The following is a 21,091-nucleotide window of genomic DNA, read 5'->3' on the forward strand; positions in this document are numbered from 1 at the left end:
CACATGGCCGGACTTTGTTGCCGCCGACGCCTCGTTGATCCCTAGCGTGTGGTGGATACACGTCTTTACGGATGGGAGTCCCCGGTGTTGCTGCACTGCACCCTGGTCCGTGGGCCCGGCGCGGCGCCAGGGGTCCCGGCGGACCCGGTTGAGTTGTCCGTCGAGCTGCCGGCCGGCTGCCCGGGAACCGAGCTGGAGGCAGCAGTGGCCCGGCAGTTCGGCACCACCGGGCTGACGGTGGACGGCGTACCGCTGGGCACGCTGGCCGCCGGGGAAGCCCCGCTGGTCAGCGGCGCCGTCCTGGTGGACGGCATCGCTGCCGGCGCGGCCCCCGGCGGCGATGCCCTCCTGCTGGCTGTGCTGAGCGGACCGCGGGCGGGGACGCTGCTGCCGCTGCGCCGCGGAAGCTACCGCGTGGGCCGGGGCGGGACGGAGCTGGTCCTTCCCGACCCGGAGCTTTCCCGCGCGCACGCGCTGCTGGAGGTGACCGATTCGGGAGTCACCCTGGTTGATCTGGGCAGCGCCAACGGCACCTCAGTCGACGGCAAGCCGGTGACGAGCGTGCGGGTTTCCAGCGACTCTGTCATCGGCTGCGGCCAGTCGACCCTCGGCCTGGTGTTCCGCGGCGGCCGCGCGGCCCCCGGCGCCGCGGCGGGTCCCGGGTGGCCCGATGCCGGCTGTGACACCTCGGAGCCGCTGCGGATCCCGAATCCGGGTTCCGCCAACCGCGCCGCACTGGTGCTGACCGCTGCGCTCCCTCTGGCTGCGGGCATCGCCCTGGCCGTCGGCACGGGGCTGTGGATGTTCCTGGCCTTCTCGGCCCTGTCCGCGGTCTCGGTCCTGGTACCGGCACTGTCCGGCCGGAGGCGGCGGCGCGTGCTGAAGGCCGCCATCGCCGCCGCCGTCGAGGAAGACCGCGGCCGGCGCCGGCGGGCCGCCCCGTCCGCCGCGGAACTCGCCATCGACGCGCGGACTCCGGACTCCATTGCGGGCCAGGACGGACCCGGCGCCGGACCCGTCTGGTTGCGGCTTGGCCTCGCCCGGGACTCCGCGAGAATCAGCCTGGATCCGTACGACCCCGGATTCCAGGCCCCTTCCGTGGGACCGGTTCCGGTGTGCCTGGACCCCGCGGCGCCGGCCGGTTTCCGCGGCCCGGAAGAATCCCGCGCCGGGCTGGTCCGGTTTCTGGTCATGCAGCTGGCGAGCTACCCCCGGGCGAGCCGGACGCGGATTCTGTTGCACGGTCCCGGCCGGTCGCTGCCGCTCGCGGCGCGTTTCCTGGCACAGGTGTCCCTGTCGGCGAGCGGGTCACTGACCGCAGCGGAACTTGCCGCCGGCCCCGGCCCGGGCTGGGACCGTGGCGTGCTGATCGTGCTGGCCGGGGCGGACAACGCCGCCGGGCTCTGCGCTGCGGCGGCAGGGCGCGGCTGGCAGGTACTCGATTTCAGTGCCTCCGGGCACACCGGACCCGGCCAGACGGTCGTGCTGGGCGGGCGCGGGGCCGTGCTCACCACCGGCACCGCACGGACCGTCTTCACCGCCGATCTTGTCCCGGCGGAGGTGTTTGACCGGTTCTGCCGGAGTGCGGGCGGGACGGAACCCCGGCCGGACGCAGGATCAGGACGCGTTCCGGACGCGTGCCGGCTGAGTGAGCTCCTGCCGCTCTCTGCCGGCGCGGTGGAACGGTGCTGGTCCGCGGCCGACGGCAGGCCGAGGTGGGGACTGCCTGTTCCGGTCGGCCGGGCGGCAACGGGGCCGCTCCACCTGGACCTGGTGGCGGACGGGCCGCACCTGTTGGTGGCCGGGACCACCGGATCCGGAAAGTCGGAGTTCCTGCGCACCCTCGTGGCCGGGCTGGCGGCCAGCTACCCGCCTGACCTCGTCAACCTGCTCTTCGTGGACTTCAAGGGCGGCTCCGGGCTCGGACCGCTGACCGGCCTGCCGCATTGCGTCGGCATGCTGACCGACCTGGCCAGCCACGAGGTGGAGCGCAGCCTGGCGTCGCTGCGCGCGGAAGTCCGGCACCGCGAGGAACTGCTCGCCGCTGCCGGCGTCCCCGATCTGGCCGCCTACCCGGCACCAGCCTCCGGGCTGCCGGCGCTGCCCCGCTTGGTCCTCGTTATCGACGAGTTCCGGATGCTGGTCGAGGAGGCGCCCTCCGCGTTGCGGGAACTCATGCGGATCGCGGCCATCGGACGGTCGCTGGGAATCCACCTCGTGATGGCCACCCAGCGCGCCCAGGGGGCACTGTCGGCGGACATCCGGGCCAACGTCACCAGCAGCGTCGTGCTGCGGGTCCAGTCGGAGCTGGAGTCCGCGGACGTCATGAACTCCCGGCTCGCCGCGGCCATTCCGCTGGACAGGCCGGGGCGCGCCTACCTGCTGCGCGGCAGCGCTGCACCCGAGGAATTCCAGACCGCTGCCCTGGGAGCCGCGCAGCCTGCCGCCGGCTTGGCCGTGACCGTCACGACGGCCGCGGCCCTGCTGGACCGGAGGCCCGCAGCCCGCCGGACCGGAACGGGCCCGCGCGTCCTGCCCACCCCCGCCCAGGCCGCGGCTCCGCTGGTCCGGCTGACGTCAGGGCTGTGGTCCGGGCGTGGCGGTGCCCTCCCCCGGCGCCCGGTCGCCGCGCCGCTGCCCGGGCGGTTGCCGTTTCCCCGGCGTGGTGCCGGCTCCGCCGCCACGGCGGACGGGCCGGGCGTGCTGCTGGGGCTGGTGGACGTGCCGGAACAACAGCATGTCCGCCAGCTTCGCTGGCACGCGGGCGGTCATGGCCACCTTGCCCTCATCGGCGACGCCCGCGGCGGGACGTCCAGCGGGCCGGCAGCGGCCTGCCGGCTGGTTGTGGAACAGCTGCTGGGTGACGACCTTGAAGCCCATCTGTACATCCTCGACGCCGACGGCTCCCTGCGCGGCGCGGCAGGCTCGCCCCGGGTCGGTGCGTGGGCGGGTGCCGATGAGCTGCGCCGCGCTGTCCGGGTGCTGGAGCGGCTGGCCGGGGAAGCGCGGAGCCGGCTGGCCGCGCCGGGGGCGGCGCCTGCCTTTCCCCTGGTTCTCGTGCTGAACCACTGGGGGTCGTGGGTATCGGCCTTCCGCTCCGGGCCCCTGGCGTGGGCCGAGGACCTCGTCAATGACATCATCCGTGACGGCGCCGGGGCGGGCGTGACCGCCATCGTCGCCGGCGGGCGCGAACTTGTGACGGCAAGGTTTTTCGCGGCGCTTCCCAACCGGATCTTCTTTCCGGCCGGATCGACCGAGGAAAGCCGGCACAGCTGGCCCCGGTTGCCGGAACTTCCGGCCGTGCCCGGCAGGGTCGCCGTAGCCGGCCCCTTCGCCGAAGCCACTCCGCACGCCGCCCAGCTGTACGAGCCGCCCGAAACAGGGCTCCGGCCGTGCACCACCGGACCCCTGACCGTTCGGCCGTTCCGGGTTGAGCCGCTTCCCGCCGTCGTGACCGTGGCCGAGGTCCGGGCCCGGATCGGGCCGCAGCCTCCCGCGCCGCCGGCCCGCCCCTCCCGGCTGTGGCTCGGGGTGGGCGGGGATGAACTCGTCCCGGCCGGCGTCCCGCTGCCGCCGGGCAACGTCCTGGCCGTGCTTGGCGGACCCGGTGCGGGCAAGAGCTCCCTGCTTCGGGCCCTGCCGGGACTGAACCCTTGGGTCGAATGGTTGCGTCCCGGGCCTGGAGCCGGGCCGGAGGATTACTGGTCCGCGGTGCTGGCGCGGGCTCGGGCCGGGGAGCTCGACCGGGGTGCCATCGCGCTGGCCGATGACTTGGACCTCGTGGGCATGGACGCCAATATGCGGCTGGCGGAGCTCAACGGCCTTGGCTGGACTGTGGTGCTGACCGCTGGCTTCCGGCGGATGATCCAGCAGCGGGTGCCGCTGACCCTCCAGGTCCGCGGCGAGGGCTGTGGGATCCTGATCGCCCCCCGCGCCGCGGCCGACGCGGATCTTTTCGGCATCCGGTTCGAGCCGGAGCACAGCCCGCCGCCCGGCCGGGCCGTCGTTGTGGTCAACGGCCTGCCTTCGGCCGTGCAGCTGGCGATCGAAGTGCCGCCGGCGCAACGCGGTTCCGAAGACCGGATGCGCTAGAGGGCGCGGCTTGAGCCGCCCGGCCGGGAGGCGAAGGCAATAACGCGCTTGTCGAACAGCAGCACGATTGCCAGGGCCGCAGGCAGCAGCATGGCCAGCCCCGCCGCGGGGTAGCCGCCCGTCAACGTCGGGAAGCCGATGGTGAGCATGAACAGCTGGGCCACCAGCGCCCCGGCCCTCGGCCAGCGGTAGCCGCGGAAGAGGAAGTAACTGACGGCGAAAAGCCAGGCGGAGAATGCCAGCAGGAGCCCCAGGGTGAAGACCGCGCCCCAGAAGGACAGAACGGGAGCTCCGGTCAGCAGCTGGAAACCGTACCACCCGGCGGCCACCAGCAGCGCCGCCGCCTCCAGCGCCGTGACGATGGCGATGACGGTGATTCCGGCGGGCCTCGCGGCGGGAGCGGGCCCCGGTTCGCCGGGCCGGGGCTCAGCGGGCTGGGCGGGGTTTACTGGGGGTCTTGACACACTGGCACCCTACCGGACATAGTCGTGCAGATGTGGGGGTACCGCCAGCCAATGTGATGCATCGCTCACGATTTGGCGGCATTTGTACGGTAAATACCCCTTGTTTACACAGCGTTAACATGACACGCTTAATCCAGATGACCGAGGGGGCCCACAGGGCCCCTTTCTTATGAAGCCTCTAGTGAATAATTTCACAAGAGGCATTTAACGAATTCCCAGGAATGGAGTTACTGATCAGCATGGATTGGCGTAACCGCGCAGCGTGCCTTGACAAGGACCCGGAGCTGTTTTTCCCCGTCGGAAACACCGGCCCCGCCCTCCTGCAGATCGAGGAAGCTAAGAGCGTCTGTCGGCGCTGCCCCGTTGTGGACACCTGCCTGCAGTGGGCCCTCGAATCGGGCCAGGACGCAGGCGTCTGGGGCGGCATGAGCGAAGACGAACGCCGTGCCCTGAAGCGCCGCGCGGCCCGCGCCCGCCGCGCTTCCTGATTCCACGCCGTCGGGCAAGCCGTCAGCAAAGGCCCCGGACCGATTGGTCCGGGGCCTTTGCTTCTGCCTGTGGTTTTGCCTTAGCCCGCGCGTTTGGGTCGGGGCCGCTCAGCGCGTGGCGAGGCTGAGGACTACCTGCACCGCAGTTCCGCCGCCCTCGCGCGGCTTCCACTGGATGCTCCCGCCGAGTTCGCTCGTGACCAGGGTCCGGACGATCTGCAGCCCCAGGCCTTCGGTGTAGGACCCGGCCGGCAGCCCGACGCCGTCGTCCGCCACCGTCACGGTGAGCAGTTCGTCCCCGTCTTCGCTTTCGGAACGGTCGGCAAGCAGCCAGACCGTCCCGGCCCTGCCCTCAAGCCCGTGTTCGACGGCGTTGGTCACGAGTTCATTGATCACCAGGGCCAGCGGCGTCGCGAAGTCGCTGGGCAATTCGCCGAACAATCCGGAGCGCTGGGTCTTTACCTGCTGGGAGGGCGAGGCGACCTCGGCGGACAGGCGGAACTGGCGTCCGATCAGCTCGTCGAAGTCGACGCTCTGGGTCAGGCCCTGCGAGAGCGTTTCGTGGACCAGCGCGATCGTCGCCACCCGGCGCATGGCCTGTTCTAGCCCCTGCTTGGCCTCGTCGCTGACCATCCGGCGGGACTGCATGCGCAGCAGCGCCGCCACGGTCTGCAGGTTGTTCTTGACGCGGTGGTGGATCTCGCGGATGGTGGCGTCCTTGGTGACCAGCTCCATTTCCCGCCGGCGCAGTTCTGAGACATCGCGGCACAGGACGAGCGCCCCGAAGCGCTGTTGTTCGTCCCGCAGCGGAATCGCGCGGAGCGAGAGGCTCACCCCGCGGGATTCGATCTCGCTGCGCCACGGCATGCGTCCGGTGACCACCAGCGGCAGCGTCTCGTCCACCATCCGGCGGTCCCGCAGCAGGCCGGCCGTGACTTCAGCCAGTGACCGGCCCTCCAGCGATTCGCCGTCGCCGAGCCGCCGGAACGCGGAGACGCCGTTGGGGCTCGCGTACTGCACGATCCCTTCGGCGTCGAGCCGGATCAGGCCGTCGCCGACGCGCGGCGCGCCGCGGCGCGATCCGGTGGGCGAGGCAAAATCCGGCCAGAGTCCCAGGGTGCCCATCCGCAGCAGGTCGTAGGCGCACTGCCGGTAAGTCAGTTCCAGCCGGGAGGGCATCCGCGAGCTGGAGAGGTCCATGTGCGAGGTCACGACCGCGAGGGTCCGGCCGTTGCGGACCATCGGCACGGCCTCGACCCGCATCGCCATGTCGCTGTTCCAGTTGGTCTCGTTGGAGCGTTCGATAGTGCGGCTTTCCCAGGCCTTGTTCACGAGGCGCAACAGGTCCGAGCGGATCCCCTCCCCCACGAAGTCGGCATGGAACACCGTGTGCGTGGTGGAGGGGCGGACGTGGGCCAGCGCCACGTAGCCGAGCTCGGGGTGCGGAAACCACAAGGCGAGGTCGGCAAAGGCCAGGTCGGCGACCATCTGCCAGTCCCCCACGAGCAGGTGCAGCCACTCGGCATCCCCCGGCCCGAAATCAGCATGCTCCCTGATAGGGTCCGTAAAGATTGCCACTGCACCTCCATTTGCGACGCGGGGCCGGCAGACCCTAGCGTCGGACGATTGACCTCAAGAGCCTCAATGCTACCGAGAGTGAGGCCATGTCATCGGCCTCGAGCGCGTTTACCTCGTCGAACATGCTCTTCGCCCGTCCCAGCTGCTCCACATTCTGGCTTTCCCAGGCCACGAGCCGTTCTTCCGCCGACAGGTCCGACGGCGTCGCCTCCAGGACCGCCGTCGTCATGTCCGAGACGGTCGAGTACAGGTCATCACGCAGGGCCGCACGGGCCAGAGCCTGCCAGCGGTCCTTCCGGGGCAGCTTGGTGATGCGTTCCAGCAGCGAATCGGCGTGGAATCGGTTGAAGACCGTGTAGTAGACATGGGCGATCTTCTCCACCGGCTCGGAGCTGACGTGAACGATCTTGGCGATGTCCAGCAAAACGAAGCTTTCGAACAGCTCGGCCCAGCGGTGCGCCAGGTCCTCGGGGAGCTCCCAGCTCCGGGCCTTCTCGAGCCACTGCGACACCCGTTCGCGGTCGTCGCCGCGCAGGTAGTCCAGCAGCCGTGCCCGCATCGGATCCATCAGAGGCTTGAATTCGGCCACGATCTCGGCGATCGGCCGTGCGGCGTTGCCCTGGCTGAGAATCCAGCGGACCGCACGGTCCAGGAGCCTGCGGATGTCCAGGTGGACGGTGCTCCAGTGCTCGGTCGGGAATGACGCCGGCAGCTCGTTAAGCTCGGCCACCATGATGTCCAGCTCGTAGACCTCGCGGAGGGCGACGAAGGCCTTGGCGACGGCGGACTCAGTGGCTGACGTTTCCTCCATGGCGCGGAACGCGAACGTGATGCCGCCCAGGTTGATCATGTCGTTCGCCACGACGGTCGCGATGATTTCCCGGCGCAGCGGGTGGGTGTCCAGTTCGGCGTCGAAACGTTCCCGCAGCTGCTTCGGGAAGTAGGCGCGGAGCGTTTCGCGGAACCACGGGTCCTCCGCGAGGTCGCTGTCGCGCAGCGACGTCGCGAGTTCGATTTTGGCGTAGGCGGCCAGGACGGAGAGTTCCGGCGAGGTCAGCCCCTGGCCCTGCTCGAGGCGTTCGCGCAGGGTCTCGGTGGTGGGGAGTGCTTCCAGGTCGCGATTGAGGTCGGCGGACTTTTCCAGCCAGTCCATGAGCCGCTCGTAGCTGGGGCTCCATTCGGCCACCCGCATCCGGTCGTTGAGCAGCAGGATGTTCTGGTCGATGTTGTCCTCGAGCACCAGCCGGCCCACTTCGTCCGTCATCGAGGAAAGGAACTCCGCGCGCTCGGCCGGATCCAGTTTGCCGGCGGCCACCATCCGGTCCACGAAGATCTTGATGTTGACCTCGTGGTCGGAGCAGTCCACGCCCGCCGAGTTGTCGATCGCGTCCGTGTTGAGGATGACGCCCTGCAGCGCCGCCTCGATCCGGCCGCGCTGGGTCATGCCGAGGTTGCCGCCCTCGCCGACCACCTTCACGCGCAGCTCCCGGCCGTCGACGCGGATGGAGTCGTTGGCCTTGTCGCCGACCTCGGCGTTGCTCTCCGTGCTCGCCTTCACGTAGGTGCCGATGCCGCCGTTGTAGAGCAGGTCGGCCGGGGCCAGCAGGATCGCACGAAGCAGTTCCGGCGGGCTGAGCCGGGTAGTGCCCTCCGGCAGCCCCAGCGCCGCCCGGACCTGTGCGGAGACGGGAATAGACTTGGCCTGGCGGGCGAAGACGCCGCCGCCTTCGCTGATCAGCGACTTGTCGTAGTCGTCCCAGGAGGAGCGGGGAAGCTCGAAGAGCCGCTGGCGTTCCGTGAAGGAGGCCGCCTCGTCCGGGTTCGGGTCCAGGAAGATGTGCCGGTGGTCGAATGCCGCGAGCAGCCGGATGTGCCGCGAGAGCAGCATGCCGTTGCCGAAGACGTCACCGGACATGTCGCCGACGCCGACGACCGTGAACGGTTCGGTCTGCGTGTCAAGGTCCAGCTCGCTGAAGTGGCGCTTGACCGATTCCCACGCGCCGCGGGCGGTGATGCCCATGGCCTTGTGGTCGTAGCCGACGGAACCGCCGGACGCAAAAGCGTCGCCGAGCCAGAAGCCGTATTCGGCGGCGAGGCCGTTGGCGATGTCGGAAAACGAGGCGGTTCCCTTGTCCGCCGCGACGACAAGGTAGGAATCGTCGTCGTCGTGCCGGACAACGTCGGCCGGGGGCACCAGCGTCTCGCCCTCCGGCGTGGTGACGAGGTTGTCGGTGATGTCCAGCAGGCCGCGGATGAAGGTCTTATAGCTCTCGATGCCCTCGGCCATCCAGGCGCCGCGGTCCGCCGCGGGATCCGGAAGCTGCTTGGCGTAGAACCCGCCCTTGGCGCCGGTGGGAACAATCACGGCGTTCTTGACGGTCTGGGCCTTGACCAGGCCCAGGATTTCGGTGCGGAAATCCTCCCGTCGGTCCGACCAGCGGAGTCCGCCGCGTGCCACCTTGCCAAAGCGCAGGTGCACACCCTCAACGCGGGGAGAGTAAACCCAGATCTCGAACATCGGCCGCGGGAAGGGCAGGCCGTCAATGCCGGAGGGATCAAGTTTGAAGCTGACGTGCGTCTTGTTCTGGTAGAAGTTGGTCCGCAGCGTGGCCTGGATCAGGTTCTTGAACGTGCGCAGCACCCGGTCGGCGTCGAGGGTGGCCACCTGTTCGATGGACGTGTCGAGACCGGCGCGGACTTCGGCCTGTCGCTGTTCGCGGTCCTCGGGCGCCACAGCGGGGTCGAAGCGGGCGGCAAAAAGGGCGTTCAACCCGCGGGCCACGTCCGGGTTCGCCAGTAGTGTGTCCGCCATGAACTCGAAGGAGTTGGTGTTGCCCATCTGCCTCATGTATTTGGCGTAAGCGCGCAGCACGATGACCTGGCGCGAGTGCATGCCTTCACGCAGCACCAGGCGGTCGAAGCTGTCCGACTCTACGGCGCCGGAGACAGCCGCCGCGAACGACTCGCCCAGCAGGGCACCGGTGCGGACCGGGTCCACGCCGGCCGGGTACTTGAGGCCGAGGTCGTAGAGGAAGAAGTCCCGGTGGTCCGAGGTTTCGATCTCGAAGGGACGTTCGTCCAGGACCTCAAGGCCCAGGTTGTGGAAGTAGGGCAGGATCTGGCTCAGGCTCTTGGGCTCGAGCATGTAGAGCTTGACCCGGGCATCCTCCTCGAGCGTGGCGCCCGCGCCGGCGGGCAGGTAGACGTGCACGCCGGGCTGCTCCCCGGCGGCGCCGCCGGCGCGCTCGGCGGCGGCGCCGTACTTCTCGAAGCGGGCGATGTCCTCCAGCGCGTCTTCGACCTCGTAGTCGACACGGTAGCTTGCAGGGAACGCCTCGGCCCACACGGCGGCGAGTTCCTTGGCGCCGTTTTCACCGTCGGCGCCGGCGCGGGCACGCAGGACCTCACCGATGCCTTCGCTCCAGGAGCGCGCGGCGCGGACAAGGCGCTTCTCCAGCTCGTCGCTGTTCACGTGGCTGACGTCGGCGTCCTTGGGCAGCCGGATGCGGAAGAAAAGCCGGGCCAGGGCGGATTCGGTCATCCGCGCCTCATAGTCGATGGAGACCGCGTCGAAGGTCTTCCGCAGCTCCTTCTCGATCCGCAGCCGGACATTGGTGGTGTACCGGTCGCGGGGAAGGTACACCAGGGCGGACATGAACCGGCCGTAGATGTCCGGGCGGAGGAACAACCGGGTCCGGCGGCGCTCCTGCAGCCGCTGGATGCCGGTGGTGATGGCGGCAAGGTCGGGGACTTCGATCTGGAAGAGCTCATCGCGCGGGTAGGTCTCGAGGATGCCGAGCAGGTCCTTGCCTGAGTGCGAGTCCGGCGGGAACCCGGCATCGCGCAGCACCGCGTCGACCTTCTCGCGGACCACCGGGATGTCCCGGACGGAGCCGGCGTAGGCAGTCGTGGCGAAGAGGCCGATGAAGCGCCGTTCGCCGTTGACGTTCCCGGAGGCGTCGAAGCTCTTGACGCCGATGTAGTCCAGGTATGCCGAGCGGTGCACCGTGGAGCGGGAGTTGGCCTTCGTGATGACCAGGGCCCGCTTCTCGCGCGCCTTTTTGCGGCCGGTTTCGGTCAAGTGCTGGATCTGGTGGCGGGTGTCGGCGCCGTTACGCAGCAGGCCGAGGCCGCTGCCTTCCCGCAGTTCCAGCACGTCCTCGCCGGATTCGTTCAGCAGGTCGTACTCGCGGTAGCCCAGGAAGGTGAAGTTTCCGTCGTCGAGCCAGCGGAGCAGCTCCTGCGCCTGGCGGAGTTCTGCGATCTGGGCGGAGTCGGCCACCTTGTCCAGGTCGTCGGAGATCTCGTGCGCCTTGTTGCGCATCTTCGGCCAATCCTCGACCGCCGCCCGGACGTCGCCGAGCACCCGGGTGAGGCCCTCGGTCAGCTCTGCGCGCTTTGCGTCGTCGACCCGGTCGATTTCGACCGCGATCCAGGACTCCATGTGCGAGGCGTTGTCGCCCTGCGCGATCAGGTGCGAGAGGTTGGGCATCGCTGCCGTGTCGCCGCTGGAGATCCCCAGGTGCGAGGGCACCCGGGCGACCTTGACCAGCTGGCCGGTCGTGCGGTTGCGGGTGACGACGAAGAGGGGGTGAATCACCAGGTGGATCGGGGACTTCTGCCGGACGAGTTCGGCGTTGACGGAGTCCACCAGGAAGGGCATGTCGTCGGTGACGATGTAGACGACGCTGGACTCGGCCTCATCGGAGATGGAAATGTTCGCCACGCCGGGCTGGCGGGCGGCGGCCGCCTGCAGGTGCGTCTGGGACCGGGCGGTCAGGACGTCTTCGCCGTAGGCGCGGGCGTCCTCCTCGGCGAGATGTTCGTAGTAGTCCGCGAAGTACCCTTCACCGGCACCGATCGAAACGGGTTGATCCTCCACGCTGGACCCAGACGACATCGACAAACGCCTCCATCAAGAAAGTTCATGGCCGCACCGTTGCGGCCCTCATGGCGAGCCTAGCCCTTTAGCCGGGCCTTTGCTGTGGAAGAAACAACAGAGGCTTTGCGATTTCGCTGGACAGGTGCACAAACCAAGGCGGCGATGGCCCCGCGCAGGGCAGAGTCGGGCGCGGCCTCGAGCAGCAGCGAGCCGGCCAGCAGGGCGGCGTCGCACGCTGCCGGATCCGCCGGGAGGAACGCTTCCAAGGGCACGTCGGGGCCGTAGCGTGCCCAGGCGTCGCGGAGCTGGCGTTCCGGGGAGCGTCCGACGGCGCCGGCCCGCACCTTGTTCAGGACGACGCGCGGGGCCGCCTGCGGAATTGCCGCCGCCAGTTCGGCCAGTCCGCGCACCAGCCTCGGCACCCCGACCGGGTCGGCGGCGCCGACGGCATAGACGGTGTCCGCCAGTTCCAGGCTCCGCAGGGTCGCGGCGTTCCGGCGCGGCGCCATGGAGTCAAAGCTGAGCTCCTCGTCGGCCTCGAGGCAGAAGCCGACGTCGATCACCGTAACCTCGGCGACTTCCCGGGCACGTTCGTAGACCAGCGAGAGCGCGGCAGCGCGCAGTTCGGTCCAGCGGTCGGAACGGGTGACGCCGGTGAGGACCCGGAAGGTCCCGGCCCGGCTAGCGACCGGCGCGGCGATCCGGAGCAGCGCGGCGCCGTCGAGCAGTCCCTGGTCCGCCAGCCGGCACGCCTGCGCGAGCCCGGCAGCCTCGTCGAGCAGTCCCAGCACCGCGGCGACGCTGGCGCCGTAACTGTCGGCGTCGACGAGCAGTACGGATTTGCCCTCGGCGGCCAGTTCGCCGGCAATGTTGGCGGCCAGCAGGGTCCGGCCGGGCGAGCCGGCCGGACCCCAGACGGCGATGATCCTCCCCGTGACGGGCTTGCCACCGCCGGCCCCGACGGCGCTGCCGACCCCGTCTGCCCCGGGATCCGGCGTGTGGTCCCCGGCGCGCTGCGCTGCCGTACGACCCGCCGCCGCAGTGTCCGCTGCGCGGGGCGGCGTGCGAAGCGCCGCGGAGTGGTCGGCAAAGGCACTTGCCGACGGCCCGGGCCGCTCCCCCGCGAGCCGCGCCACCGCGCCGGCAATCACGGCGGCGAGCGCAGCCGGTTCCAGGCCGGACACCTCGGCCGTCACGCCGATCCCCCACAGTCTGGCAGCTTCCTCTGGGCTGTCGGTCAGCGCTACCACCACGACCCCCACCGCAGAGAGACGGTCCACAAGGGAGGCGGTGAGCTCCTCGCTTCCCTCCGCGACGACGGCAGCACGGGCCAGGCCGGTTTGGCACGCGGCCAGGAGTTCGGCAAGCTCGCCGCAGCGGCGCACCACGGACACCGGCCCATGAAGCCGCTCCAGCCCGCCGACGAGGTCGTCACGGGTCCGGCCCACGGTCACCACCGGAATGCCCATCAGGGCGCACCACCCGGATTCCAGACCACGGAGATGTTGGCCTTGTTGGCCTGCGCCCCCAGCAGTTTCGGCATCTGCCCGTCCGCGACCAGCACCATCACCACGGTGGCGCGCTGCGAACCCAGGGCGGTGCTGCCCGGCGTGAGCTGCGCGATCTCGGCGCCGGGGAGCAGCAGCGTGGGCTCGCTAAACCCGTTTCCGGTGTCGGGCTGCGCTACCCAGACGTCCACGCGCGAGCCCGCCACCGCCTGCGGCGGCAGGGCTTCGTCGATGGTGATGGCGACGGGTTTGCGGTCCAGCCCGTCCTGTTCGCCGAAGCTTTCACGCGGCAGGAGCTGGTCCTTGCCGATCCGCTGGACCGCCACCAGCCCGTCAACCAGCCCCGACTCCGGGGTGATGTAGTGCTGTTCGACGTCGCCCAGCCGGACCTTGACCCGGTGGAGTTTGTCCGGGGTGAGCTTCTCTCCGACGGCGATGGGTTCGCTGGCCGCAAAGGCCTCCGTGGTCTGGTCAGCCGCAGTCACGAGCGACACGACACCGGCGACCGAGGCCAGCACCAGCAGGATCCCCACGAGGAGCCGCGGGTCCTTCCACGAGGGTTTCTTCAACCGGGCGCCGCCGGCCACCGTGCTCACACTCATGCGTCCTGCTCCCCCCGTAGTCGCAGCCCGGGCTGCGGGCGCCGGACACCCCTATTCTCACGAATTGGCGCCCCGGCGGGAAGATACCAAAGCAAACAACAGCAAATTGTGGATAACGGCCCCAAACGCCACCACCGGTGGCAAAATAGTGCCATGCCCCGATTCCTGACCCTCGCAGACGTTGCCGAGCAGCTCCAGATCAACTCCCCCGCTGCCTACGCCCTTGTCCGCAGCGGCCAGCTCAAGGCCATCCAGGTGGGTGGCCGGGGACAGTGGCGGGTTGAGGAGAGCATGCTGGAGCAGTACATCCAGGAACGCTACGCCGAGACCAGCCGGCTTATCGACGAGGCCAGGGCCAAGGGCCAGTGAGCCCGGCCGGCTAGCCGTCGGCGACGCGCACCGATCTCAACCCGGCAAGGGCGCTGAAGGGAATCGTCGCCACCGCGCTGACGTTGGCAGGGCGGCGCTCCTCGCCCGGGTCGGTGACCGCCAGGTCCAGGAAATCACGACCGACCCGGTCAATCACCCCGTGCAGCACGGATTCCGCTGCCGCCCCGCGGGACACCATCACGGCCAGGCTGGCGCGGTCCCTGGCCAACCCCCGGAGTGCGCTGGCCAAGCCGAGCCGCTGCCGGACCTCGGTGGCCGCTCCGACCGCCAGCCTGGACAGGTCTGCGTAGCGAACGGCCGCGGTGTGGGGAATCAGCAATTGGTGCCGCTCTTCATCGAGGACCAACCACTGGCTGCCCGCGTGGCTCAGGGTGCCTTCGTACACCGTCCCGGAACCGAGGTGGACGCCGATCCGCAGGCCCACCGAACCCCGCAGCCGGTCCGCCAACTCGACCGTTGCGGCTTCCGCCCGCGCCCGTTCACCGATCTCGACGTCCAGGTCACGGCGTTCCCCGGCGGCCAGCTGTGCCTCCAGGTCTGCAAACAGGTCGTCCCACCGCATGGCGACAGCGTAGGGGCGGCCCCGGCGGCGGTCAATCCACATTCTTTCCATCAGCTCTAGACAAACCACCTCAAAAAAGCTCAAACTCGCCTTAAGCAACTCCAGATTGATCAAACTAGATCAAACTGCATCAAAACGTATCGTTTGAGCCAGCGGGCCGGGCTCGCGGAGGAGGCGGTTATGGACACCACGGAACTATCCCGCGCCGGGCACCGTCGCGGGCTCGGTACCGACGCCGCCATGGCGTCCCTCATCCTCCTGCTCGGATGCTTCCTCGCCGGGTCGGGCGCCCAGCTCGCGCAGCGCCTGCGATCCTCGGCCGCGCGGCGCCAATCACTCTCCTTCGAGGACCATCTGGCAGTCGCGGCCAACACCACCGGTTTGATCGTCGTTACCTGGTGGGCGCTGTCCTTTTTGATCGCTGTCACGGCCGCATTGCTCGAACGCAGCGGAAGCCGCCGCGCCGCGGTGGCCGCGGGCAGGTTCAGCCCCGCCTTCATGCGCCGGCTGGCCCTGGCCGCCGTCGGGCTGCAGCTCGCCACGGCCCCGCTGGCCCACGCCGGTCCCGGCCCAGGGGCTCCGGCGCCGGCCCCGCACATCCCGCCGGCCGTTGCAGCGGCGTGGACCCCCACCGGCGGCGCCTTGGACGGTACTGTACCGGCCACCGGTACGCCGGCGCGGGGTCCTGGTCCGGCAGCGGCTTCCGGCCCCTCACCTGATCCGGCGCCGAGACCTTCCGTTTCCTCCGTCAGGTCCCGGATCCTCGGCGTGGATCCGCACTGGACGCCGGCGCCGCCGCCGGTGGACCCCGGTGCCCTTGCGCCCCTCCCGCTGCGTCCGCCGCCGCAGCAGCCGGCCGTGGGCGCGGGCGAGGTCACGGTCCGGGCCGGGGACTCTTTGTGGAGCATCTGCGCGGCAGAGCTGGGCCCGCTGGCGTCAGACGTCGACATCGCCTTGGCCTGGCCCCGGCTCTATCAGGCCAACCGCAAGCTCATCGGCAGCGATCCAGGACTGCTGCTGCCCGGGCAGGTGCTTCGCCTACCTGCGCTTCCCTGAAACCCACCAGCCAGCCCCCCGATCAAACGACAGCAAAGGAAAACCCATGAGTCCCGCAACCGTTATCCGCGCAGGCGCCGCTGTCCCTTTCCCGACGGCGCCGCCGGGCCCCCGCGCCTCCGGTCCCTCCAGTCCCCGCGGACCGGCACCGGCCCTGCGGGCCGTAGACGAGGACCGCGAGGTGTGCGCGATTTCCCGGTCCACCGTGCAGGCCGCCATCGAGGTCCTCGCCGGAACCCGGCCCGTCCAGCAGCTCGCCCGGCGGCTTGACGAGCGCTGCCTGGCGGCGCTGCAGCATCGGGCCGCTTTGACGCGCCGTGTTGCGTCCGGCACGTCCCCTACGGCGGGCCGGCTGCACCGGAACCCGGCCGTCCTCTCGGTCCGCACACTCCGGGTGTCCGAGGACGTCTATGAGGCCAGCGCCGTGGTGTCCGACGAGCTGCGCGTCCGCGCCGTCGCGCTCCGGCTGGAGCGCAACAGATTGGTGTGGCGGGTCACCGTGCTGGAGATCGGCTGAAAGACCACGCGAGGACACAAGGAAAGGAGGAAACCAAAAAGCAGGGCCGGAACTGCGGTTCCGGCCCTGCTTTGCTGTCAGCGCTTTGGTGCTACCGCCGCTTCTTCTTGTTGGCGCGGCGCGGCGGTTCCTGGGCCGCGGCCTTGGCCGGGTTGCCGGAGCGGCCGGAGGACTTCGCCTCGACCCGGGTCTGGGCTGCTCCGTCCTCGCCGGGAGCCGTGTACTGCAGTTGGGCAGGCTTCTCCGGGGCCTCGAGGCCGGCGGCGTGGATCTGCGGCTCCTGGTGCTCGGTGTGCTGGCCTGCGGCGTCGGCCACCACAACGTCCTGCGCCGGGGTCACCTCAACCTCCAGGTTGAACAGGAAGCCCACGCTCTCCTCGCGGATGGCCTCCATCATGGCCTGGAACATGATGAAGCCTTCGCGCTGGTACTCGACCAGGGGATCGCGCTGGGCCATCGCCCGCAAGCCGATGCCTTCCTTGAGGTAGTCCATCTCGTAGAGGTGTTCCTGCCACTTCCGGCCGATCACGGAGAGGACAACGCGCCGCTCGAGCTCGCGCATGCTCTCCGAGCCGATCAGCTCCTCGCGGGCCTGGTAAACCAGGCGCGCATCGGAGAGGATCTCTTCCTTCAGGAAGTCGGCGGTGATCCGCGACTTTCCACCGGCCTCGTCGATCACATCGCGCGGCGCGAAACTGACCGGGTACAGGGTCTTCAGGTTCGACCAGAGCAGGTTGAAGTCCCAGTCGTCGCCGGTACCTTCGGCCGTTGCCTCGTCGATGAACGCGGTGATCGTGTCCTCGAGGAAGTACTGGACCTTTTCGTGCAGGTCATCACCTTCCAGGATTCGACGGCGGTCGCCGTAGATTGCCTCACGCTGGCGGTTCAGGACGTCGTCGTACTTCAGCACGTTCTTGCGCTGCTCGGCGTTGCGGCCCTCCACCTGGCCCTGGGCCGAGGCGATGGCCCGCGAGACGAGCTTGGATTCGAGGGCGACGTCGTCCGGCACGGAGCTGTTCATGAGCCGCTCGGCTGCGCCGGAGTTGAACAGCCGCATCAGGTCGTCGGTCAGCGACAGGTAGAAGCGGGACTCGCCGGGGTCGCCCTGGCGGCCGGAGCGGCCGCGGAGCTGGTTGTCGATCCGGCGGGACTCGTGCCGCTCGGTGCCGAGCACGTAGAGGCCGCCGAGGTTGAGGACTTCCTCGTGCTCGTCCTTGACGGACTGCTTGGCGGCCTCGAACGCGGCCGGCCAGGCGGCCTCGTATTCCTCGGAGTTCTCCTCCGGATCGAGCCCGCGCTTGGCGAGCTCGGCGACGGCGGTGAACTCGGCGTTGCCGCCGAGCATGATGTCGGTTCCGCGGCCGGCCATGTTGGTCGCGACCGTGACGGCGCCCTTGCGGCCGGCCTGCGCCACGATGGACGCCTCACGGGCGTGGTTCTTGGCGTTCAGGACCTCGTGGCGGATGCCCTCCTTGGCCAGCAGCCGGGACAGGTATTCGCTCTTTTCGACGCTGGTAGTGCCAACCAGCACCGGCTGGCCCTTTTCGTGCCGCTCGGCAATGTCCTTGACCACGGCGTCGAACTTCACCGTCTCGTTCTTGTAGACGAGGTCAGGCTGGTCGATGCGCTGCATGTCCCGGTTGGTGGGAATGGCGACAACGCCGAGCTTGTAGGTGCTCATAAACTCGGCCGCTTCGGTTTCGGCGGTGCCGGTCATACCCGCGAGCTTGTCGTACATGCGGAAGTAGTTCTGCAGCGTGACCGTGGCGAGGGTCTGGTTCTCGGCCTTGATCTCGACGCCTTCTTTGGCTTCGATCGCCTGGTGCATGCCCTCGTTGTACCGCCGCCCGGCAAGGATGCGGCCGGTGTGCTCGTCGACGATCAGGACTTCACCGTCGAGGATGACGTAGTCCTTGTCCCGCTTGAAGAGTTCCTTGGCCTTGATGGCGTTGTTCAGGAAACCGATTAGCGGGGTGTTCGCGGACTCGTAGAGATTGTGGATGCCGAGGTAGTCCTCGACCTTCTCGATGCCGGCCTCGAGGACGCCGACGGTCCGCTTCTTCTCGTCGACTTCGTAGTCGGTCTCGGGCTGCAGCCGCAGGACCACCTTGGCGAACTCGCTGTACCAGCGGTTGGTATCGCCCTGCGCCGGTCCGGAAATGATGAGCGGGGTGCGGGCTTCGTCGATGAGGATGGAGTCCACTTCGTCGACGATGGCGAAGTGGTGGCCGCGCTGGACCAGTTCGGACTTGTCCCACGCCATGTTGTCGCGCAGGTAGTCGAAGCCGAATTCGTTGTTGGTGCCGTAGGTGATGTCTGAGGCGTACTGCTCGCGGCGGACGGCGGGGTCCTGGTTGGAGAGGATGCAGCCACTGCTCAGGCCAAGGAAGCGGTACACGCGGCCCATCAGGTCCGACTGGTACTCGGCGAGGTAGTCATTCACGGTGATGACATGCACGCCTTTGCCGGTGAGCGCGTTGAGGTAGGCCGGAGCGGTGGCCACCAGGGTTTTACCTTCACCGGTTTTCATTTCGGCAATGTTTCCCAGGTGCAGGGCGGCGCCGCCCATCAACTGGACGTCGAAGTGGCGCATCCCCAGGGTGCGGGACGATGCCTCGCGGACGGCGGCGAACGCCTCGGGCAGCAGGTCATCCAGCTTTTCACCGTCGGTGTGGCGGGCACGGAGACGGTCGGTCTCTTCGCGCAGTTCTGCGTCGGTGAAGGTCTTGAAGGAGCTTTCCAGGGCATTGATGGAATCGGCATAGTTCCGCAGTTGCCGCAGGGTCTTTTTGTCACCCGTGCGGAGAAGTTTTTCAATAAGTGATGCCACGTGAAATTGCTCCCAGTCTCAAGCTGCCGAATTCCGGCGTGTTTAGTCTACGGGAGGGACGCAGGGCGGGACGCGCCTGTTCCCTCAGAGCGGAGGCAGGCCGGCCACGGCCCGCCCGAGCGCTGGCGCCAGGTCCCCCACGGGGGCGACAACGATCCGGTCCAGCTCCAACCACTCTGCCATGAGCTGCAGTTCTTCGGCGAGTTCGACGGCGGTGTCAGCCGGCGCGCCGGGCTCGGCGTGGCTGCTGCGGACGAGCAGGCCGCCCGTCGCACGGTCCGCTTTCAGGTCCACGCGGGCCACGATCCCGTCGCGCAGCAGGAAGGGCAGAACGTAGTAGCCGTAGCGGCGTTTGGCTTCGGGGGTGTAGATCTCGATCCGGTAGTGGAAGCCAAACAGTTCCTCCAGCCGGCGTCGTTCGAAGACGAGTGAATCGAAGGGGCTGAGCAGTGCACGGCCGCGGGCAGCGCGGGGCAACCCGGCGTCCGCGTGCCGGTACAGCGGCCTGTTCCAGCCGGTCACCGTCACCGGCTCGAGCCGTCCGGCATCCACGAGTTGCTCCACTGCGGTGGCGGCGGCGCGCAATGGGGTGCGGAAGTAGTCCGCGAAGCACCGCACTGTGCCGATCCCGTGGGCCTGCGCCGCGGCGTCGATCAGCCGGACCATGGCAGCCGCGGCGTCCGGTTCCCGGGCTGCGGCCGTGTCAGCCTGCGCTGGCACCGCCCGCCCGCCGGTCGGGGAGGCGGCCAGGACTCTGGCGGTCAGCGTATAGCGGCGTTCAAAGGATCCGGTCCGGGACGCGGCCGAGACCAGGCCCTCTTCGAAGAGGTGCTCGAGGACGCGTTTGACCGCGTTCCAGTTCCACCCCCAGTTGTCTTTGGGGCGGTCCTCCACGTGGCCCAGCCTGGCGGTGAGTTCGGCGGCGGTCAGCGGCCGGCCCGCGGCCAAAACTTCCAGCACGCGCTCGGCCACCGCGCTGCGCAGTTCCGGGTCCATGGCGTGGGCGCCGACCCATTTGCGGTTCTGCCACAGCACAAGGTCAGGGAAGTGCTCGGGGCGGATGAAGCTGGCCTCGTGGGCCCAGTACTCCATCATCCGCCGCGGGTGCGTTTCCGCCATCCGATGCAGGATGGCGCGGTCGTAGTTCCCGAGCCGGGAGAAGAACGGCAGGTAATGGCTCCGCGAGAGCACGTTGACCGAATCGATCTGGACCAGGTGGAGGCGGGCAAAGGTACGGCCCACCGCCCGTGCGCTCACGGGTGCGGCGGGCCGGACCTTGTCCAATCCCTGGGCTGCCAGTGCGATCCGCCGCGCCTGCTTGAGGCTCAGCGATGCGTGCACGTCAGTCCCTTCGTCGGATGGTCACCAGCTCAGGCGCTGGCAGGCTCATCCTCTGAACGATAAGCGATGATCTTTTCTTCCAGCGGAGCCTCGCCCGGTTCGCAGGTCTGGTCCAGGCTGATAACCCCGTAAGTCCAGCCTTCCCGGCGGTAAACGACCGAGGGGGCCTTCGTCTCCTTGTCCACGAACAGGTAGAAGTCGTGGCCCACGAGTTCCATATTGTCGACGGCGTCGTCGAGCGAGAGGGACGCAGCGGGGAAGACCTTCCGGCGGATCAGCACCGGCGAGTCGCCGGCCGGGATGTCGTTCTCCAGCTCGTACGGTGACTTCTCCGCGGGGGCGGACTGCGGCGGGTGGCTCGCTTCCTCATAGATGGGCTCGCTGGTGCTGGCCGGTTCCAGGGAGGCCGTTGCCTCGGTGACGGACTTGGGTGTGTGCCGGCCGTGGTGGACCTTCTTGCGGTCCTTGGCCCGGCGCAACCGTTCAAGAAGCTTGTTGTAGGCGAGATCGAAGGCGGCAAATTTGTCAGCCGCGCTGGCTTCGGCACGGATCACGGGACCCCGCCCGAGGACTGTGAGCTCTACGGTGAGCAGCTCTGCGGTCTGCCGGGCCTTGGTCTCCTTAGTGACCTTCGCGTCGACCCTCTGGACCTTGTCCCCAAGGGAAGCGATCTTTGAGATCTTTTCGTCGGCGTATTCGCGGAACCGGTCGGAAACCGTCAAATTGCGACCGCTGATCATGAACTCCATGGTGCCCTCCAAATGACTTCGGTGACACGACG

14 protein-coding genes are annotated in these 21,091 nt (G+C 68.9%); 5 read left to right on the top strand and 9 right to left on the bottom strand.

Translation table 11 applies throughout. The features are described from left to right. Positions 1-51: 51 nt before the first annotated feature. Complete coding sequence (locus ACUYM2_RS12740; RefSeq protein WP_481600388.1) at positions 52-4,092, top strand: FtsK/SpoIIIE domain-containing protein; 4,041 nt, start codon at positions 52-54, stop codon at positions 4,090-4,092. Here ACUYM2_RS12740 and ACUYM2_RS12745 read toward each other — a convergent pair. Continuing rightward, positions 4,089-4,556: a hypothetical protein gene (locus ACUYM2_RS12745; RefSeq protein WP_481600389.1), complete on the bottom strand. Its 468-nt coding sequence runs from the start codon at positions 4,554-4,556 to the stop codon at positions 4,089-4,091. The two genes, ACUYM2_RS12740 and ACUYM2_RS12745, sit on opposite strands and share 4 nt — an antisense overlap. Before the next feature lie 239 nt (positions 4,557-4,795). Between ACUYM2_RS12745 and ACUYM2_RS12750 the strand changes: the two genes are divergently transcribed. Next, positions 4,796-5,044, top strand: a complete 249-nt coding sequence (locus tag ACUYM2_RS12750) for a WhiB family transcriptional regulator (RefSeq protein ID WP_003804966.1) — start codon at positions 4,796-4,798, stop codon at positions 5,042-5,044. A 108-nt stretch (positions 5,045-5,152) separates the two neighbouring features. On the opposite strand, the gene ACUYM2_RS12755 is transcribed toward ACUYM2_RS12750, so the two are convergent. From ACUYM2_RS12755 to ACUYM2_RS12770, 4 genes are read right to left on the bottom strand one after another with little or no spacing between them, the layout of a single operon-like run. Beyond that, positions 5,153-6,622, bottom strand: a complete 1,470-nt coding sequence (locus tag ACUYM2_RS12755; protein WP_481600390.1) for a sensor histidine kinase — start codon at positions 6,620-6,622, stop codon at positions 5,153-5,155. 34 nt (positions 6,623-6,656) lie between these two features. Next, a complete protein-coding gene (locus ACUYM2_RS12760; RefSeq protein ID WP_481600391.1) occupies positions 6,657-11,522 on the bottom strand; it encodes an NAD-glutamate dehydrogenase in 4,866 nt (1,621 codons plus the stop codon). A 59-nt stretch (positions 11,523-11,581) separates the two neighbouring features. Beyond that, positions 11,582-12,973, bottom strand: a complete 1,392-nt coding sequence (locus ACUYM2_RS12765; protein ID WP_481600392.1) for a CpaE/TadZ family protein — start codon at positions 12,971-12,973, stop codon at positions 11,582-11,584. Next, positions 12,973-13,614, bottom strand: a complete 642-nt coding sequence (locus tag ACUYM2_RS12770; RefSeq protein ID WP_481600393.1) for a CpaB family protein — start codon at positions 13,612-13,614, stop codon at positions 12,973-12,975. The genes ACUYM2_RS12765 and ACUYM2_RS12770 overlap by 1 nt, the downstream gene beginning before the upstream one ends. Positions 13,615-13,767: 153 nt before the next feature. Between ACUYM2_RS12770 and ACUYM2_RS12775 the strand changes: the two genes are divergently transcribed. Continuing rightward, positions 13,768-13,983 carry a helix-turn-helix domain-containing protein gene (locus ACUYM2_RS12775; RefSeq protein ID WP_481600394.1) on the top strand — a complete coding sequence of 72 codons (216 nt, stop codon included), beginning with the start codon at positions 13,768-13,770 and terminating at the stop codon, positions 13,981-13,983. A gap of 10 nt (positions 13,984-13,993) precedes the next feature. Here the strand turns inward: ACUYM2_RS12775 and ACUYM2_RS12780 are convergent, their stop codons facing one another. Beyond that, a complete protein-coding gene (locus ACUYM2_RS12780) occupies positions 13,994-14,566 on the bottom strand; it encodes a hypothetical protein (protein WP_481600395.1) in 573 nt (190 codons plus the stop codon). A 180-nt stretch (positions 14,567-14,746) separates the two neighbouring features. Here ACUYM2_RS12780 and ACUYM2_RS12785 point away from each other — a divergent pair, with 180 nt between their 5' ends. Together ACUYM2_RS12785 and ACUYM2_RS12790 are read left to right on the top strand one after the other, a co-directional pair. Then, positions 14,747-15,622, top strand: a complete 876-nt coding sequence (locus ACUYM2_RS12785; RefSeq protein ID WP_481600396.1) for a LysM peptidoglycan-binding domain-containing protein — start codon at positions 14,747-14,749, stop codon at positions 15,620-15,622. A gap of 46 nt (positions 15,623-15,668) precedes the next feature. After that, complete coding sequence (locus ACUYM2_RS12790) at positions 15,669-16,139, top strand: Rv3235 family protein (RefSeq protein ID WP_481600397.1); 471 nt, start codon at positions 15,669-15,671, stop codon at positions 16,137-16,139. 91 nt (positions 16,140-16,230) lie between these two features. Here ACUYM2_RS12790 and secA read toward each other — a convergent pair whose 3' ends face one another. The 3 genes from secA to hpf all read right to left on the bottom strand — a co-directional run bounded on the left by secA (position 16,231) and on the right by hpf (position 21,059). Continuing rightward, a complete protein-coding gene (gene secA / locus ACUYM2_RS12795) occupies positions 16,231-18,969 on the bottom strand; it encodes a preprotein translocase subunit SecA (RefSeq protein ID WP_481600398.1) in 2,739 nt (912 codons plus the stop codon). 84 nt (positions 18,970-19,053) lie between these two features. Beyond that, positions 19,054-20,310, bottom strand: a complete 1,257-nt coding sequence (locus ACUYM2_RS12800; RefSeq protein ID WP_481600399.1) for a winged helix-turn-helix domain-containing protein — start codon at positions 20,308-20,310, stop codon at positions 19,054-19,056. Positions 20,311-20,339: 29 nt separating this feature from the next. Then, positions 20,340-21,059 (bottom strand): ribosome hibernation-promoting factor, HPF/YfiA family, encoded by a 720-nt coding sequence (hpf, locus tag ACUYM2_RS12805; RefSeq protein ID WP_481600400.1) that lies wholly within the window; start codon positions 21,057-21,059, stop codon positions 20,340-20,342. Positions 21,060-21,091 lie beyond the last annotated feature (32 nt).

It is taken from the genome of Arthrobacter sp. SD1074B (assembly GCF_056780195.1).

Excerpts from the sequence above, each read along its gene's own strand:
- ACUYM2_RS12785 (WP_481600396.1), top strand. The coding sequence starts at position 14,747 with ATGGACACCACGGAACTATCCCGCGCCGGGCACCGTCGCGGGCTCGGT.
- ACUYM2_RS12780 (WP_481600395.1), bottom strand. The coding sequence starts at position 14,566 with ATGCGGTGGGACGACCTGTTTGCAGACCTGGAGGCACAGCTGGCCGCC.
- ACUYM2_RS12775 (WP_481600394.1), top strand. The coding sequence starts at position 13,768 with ATGCCCCGATTCCTGACCCTCGCAGACGTTGCCGAGCAGCTCCAGATC.
- ACUYM2_RS12765 (WP_481600392.1), bottom strand. The coding sequence starts at position 12,973 with ATGGGCATTCCGGTGGTGACCGTGGGCCGGACCCGTGACGACCTCGTC.
- ACUYM2_RS12770 (WP_481600393.1), bottom strand. The coding sequence starts at position 13,614 with ATGAGTGTGAGCACGGTGGCCGGCGGCGCCCGGTTGAAGAAACCCTCG.
- ACUYM2_RS12750 (WP_003804966.1), top strand. The coding sequence starts at position 4,796 with ATGGATTGGCGTAACCGCGCAGCGTGCCTTGACAAGGACCCGGAGCTG.
- ACUYM2_RS12790 (WP_481600397.1), top strand. The coding sequence starts at position 15,669 with ATGAGTCCCGCAACCGTTATCCGCGCAGGCGCCGCTGTCCCTTTCCCG.
- ACUYM2_RS12760 (WP_481600391.1), bottom strand. The coding sequence starts at position 11,522 with ATGTCGTCTGGGTCCAGCGTGGAGGATCAACCCGTTTCGATCGGTGCC.
- hpf (WP_481600400.1), bottom strand. The coding sequence starts at position 21,059 with ATGGAGTTCATGATCAGCGGTCGCAATTTGACGGTTTCCGACCGGTTC.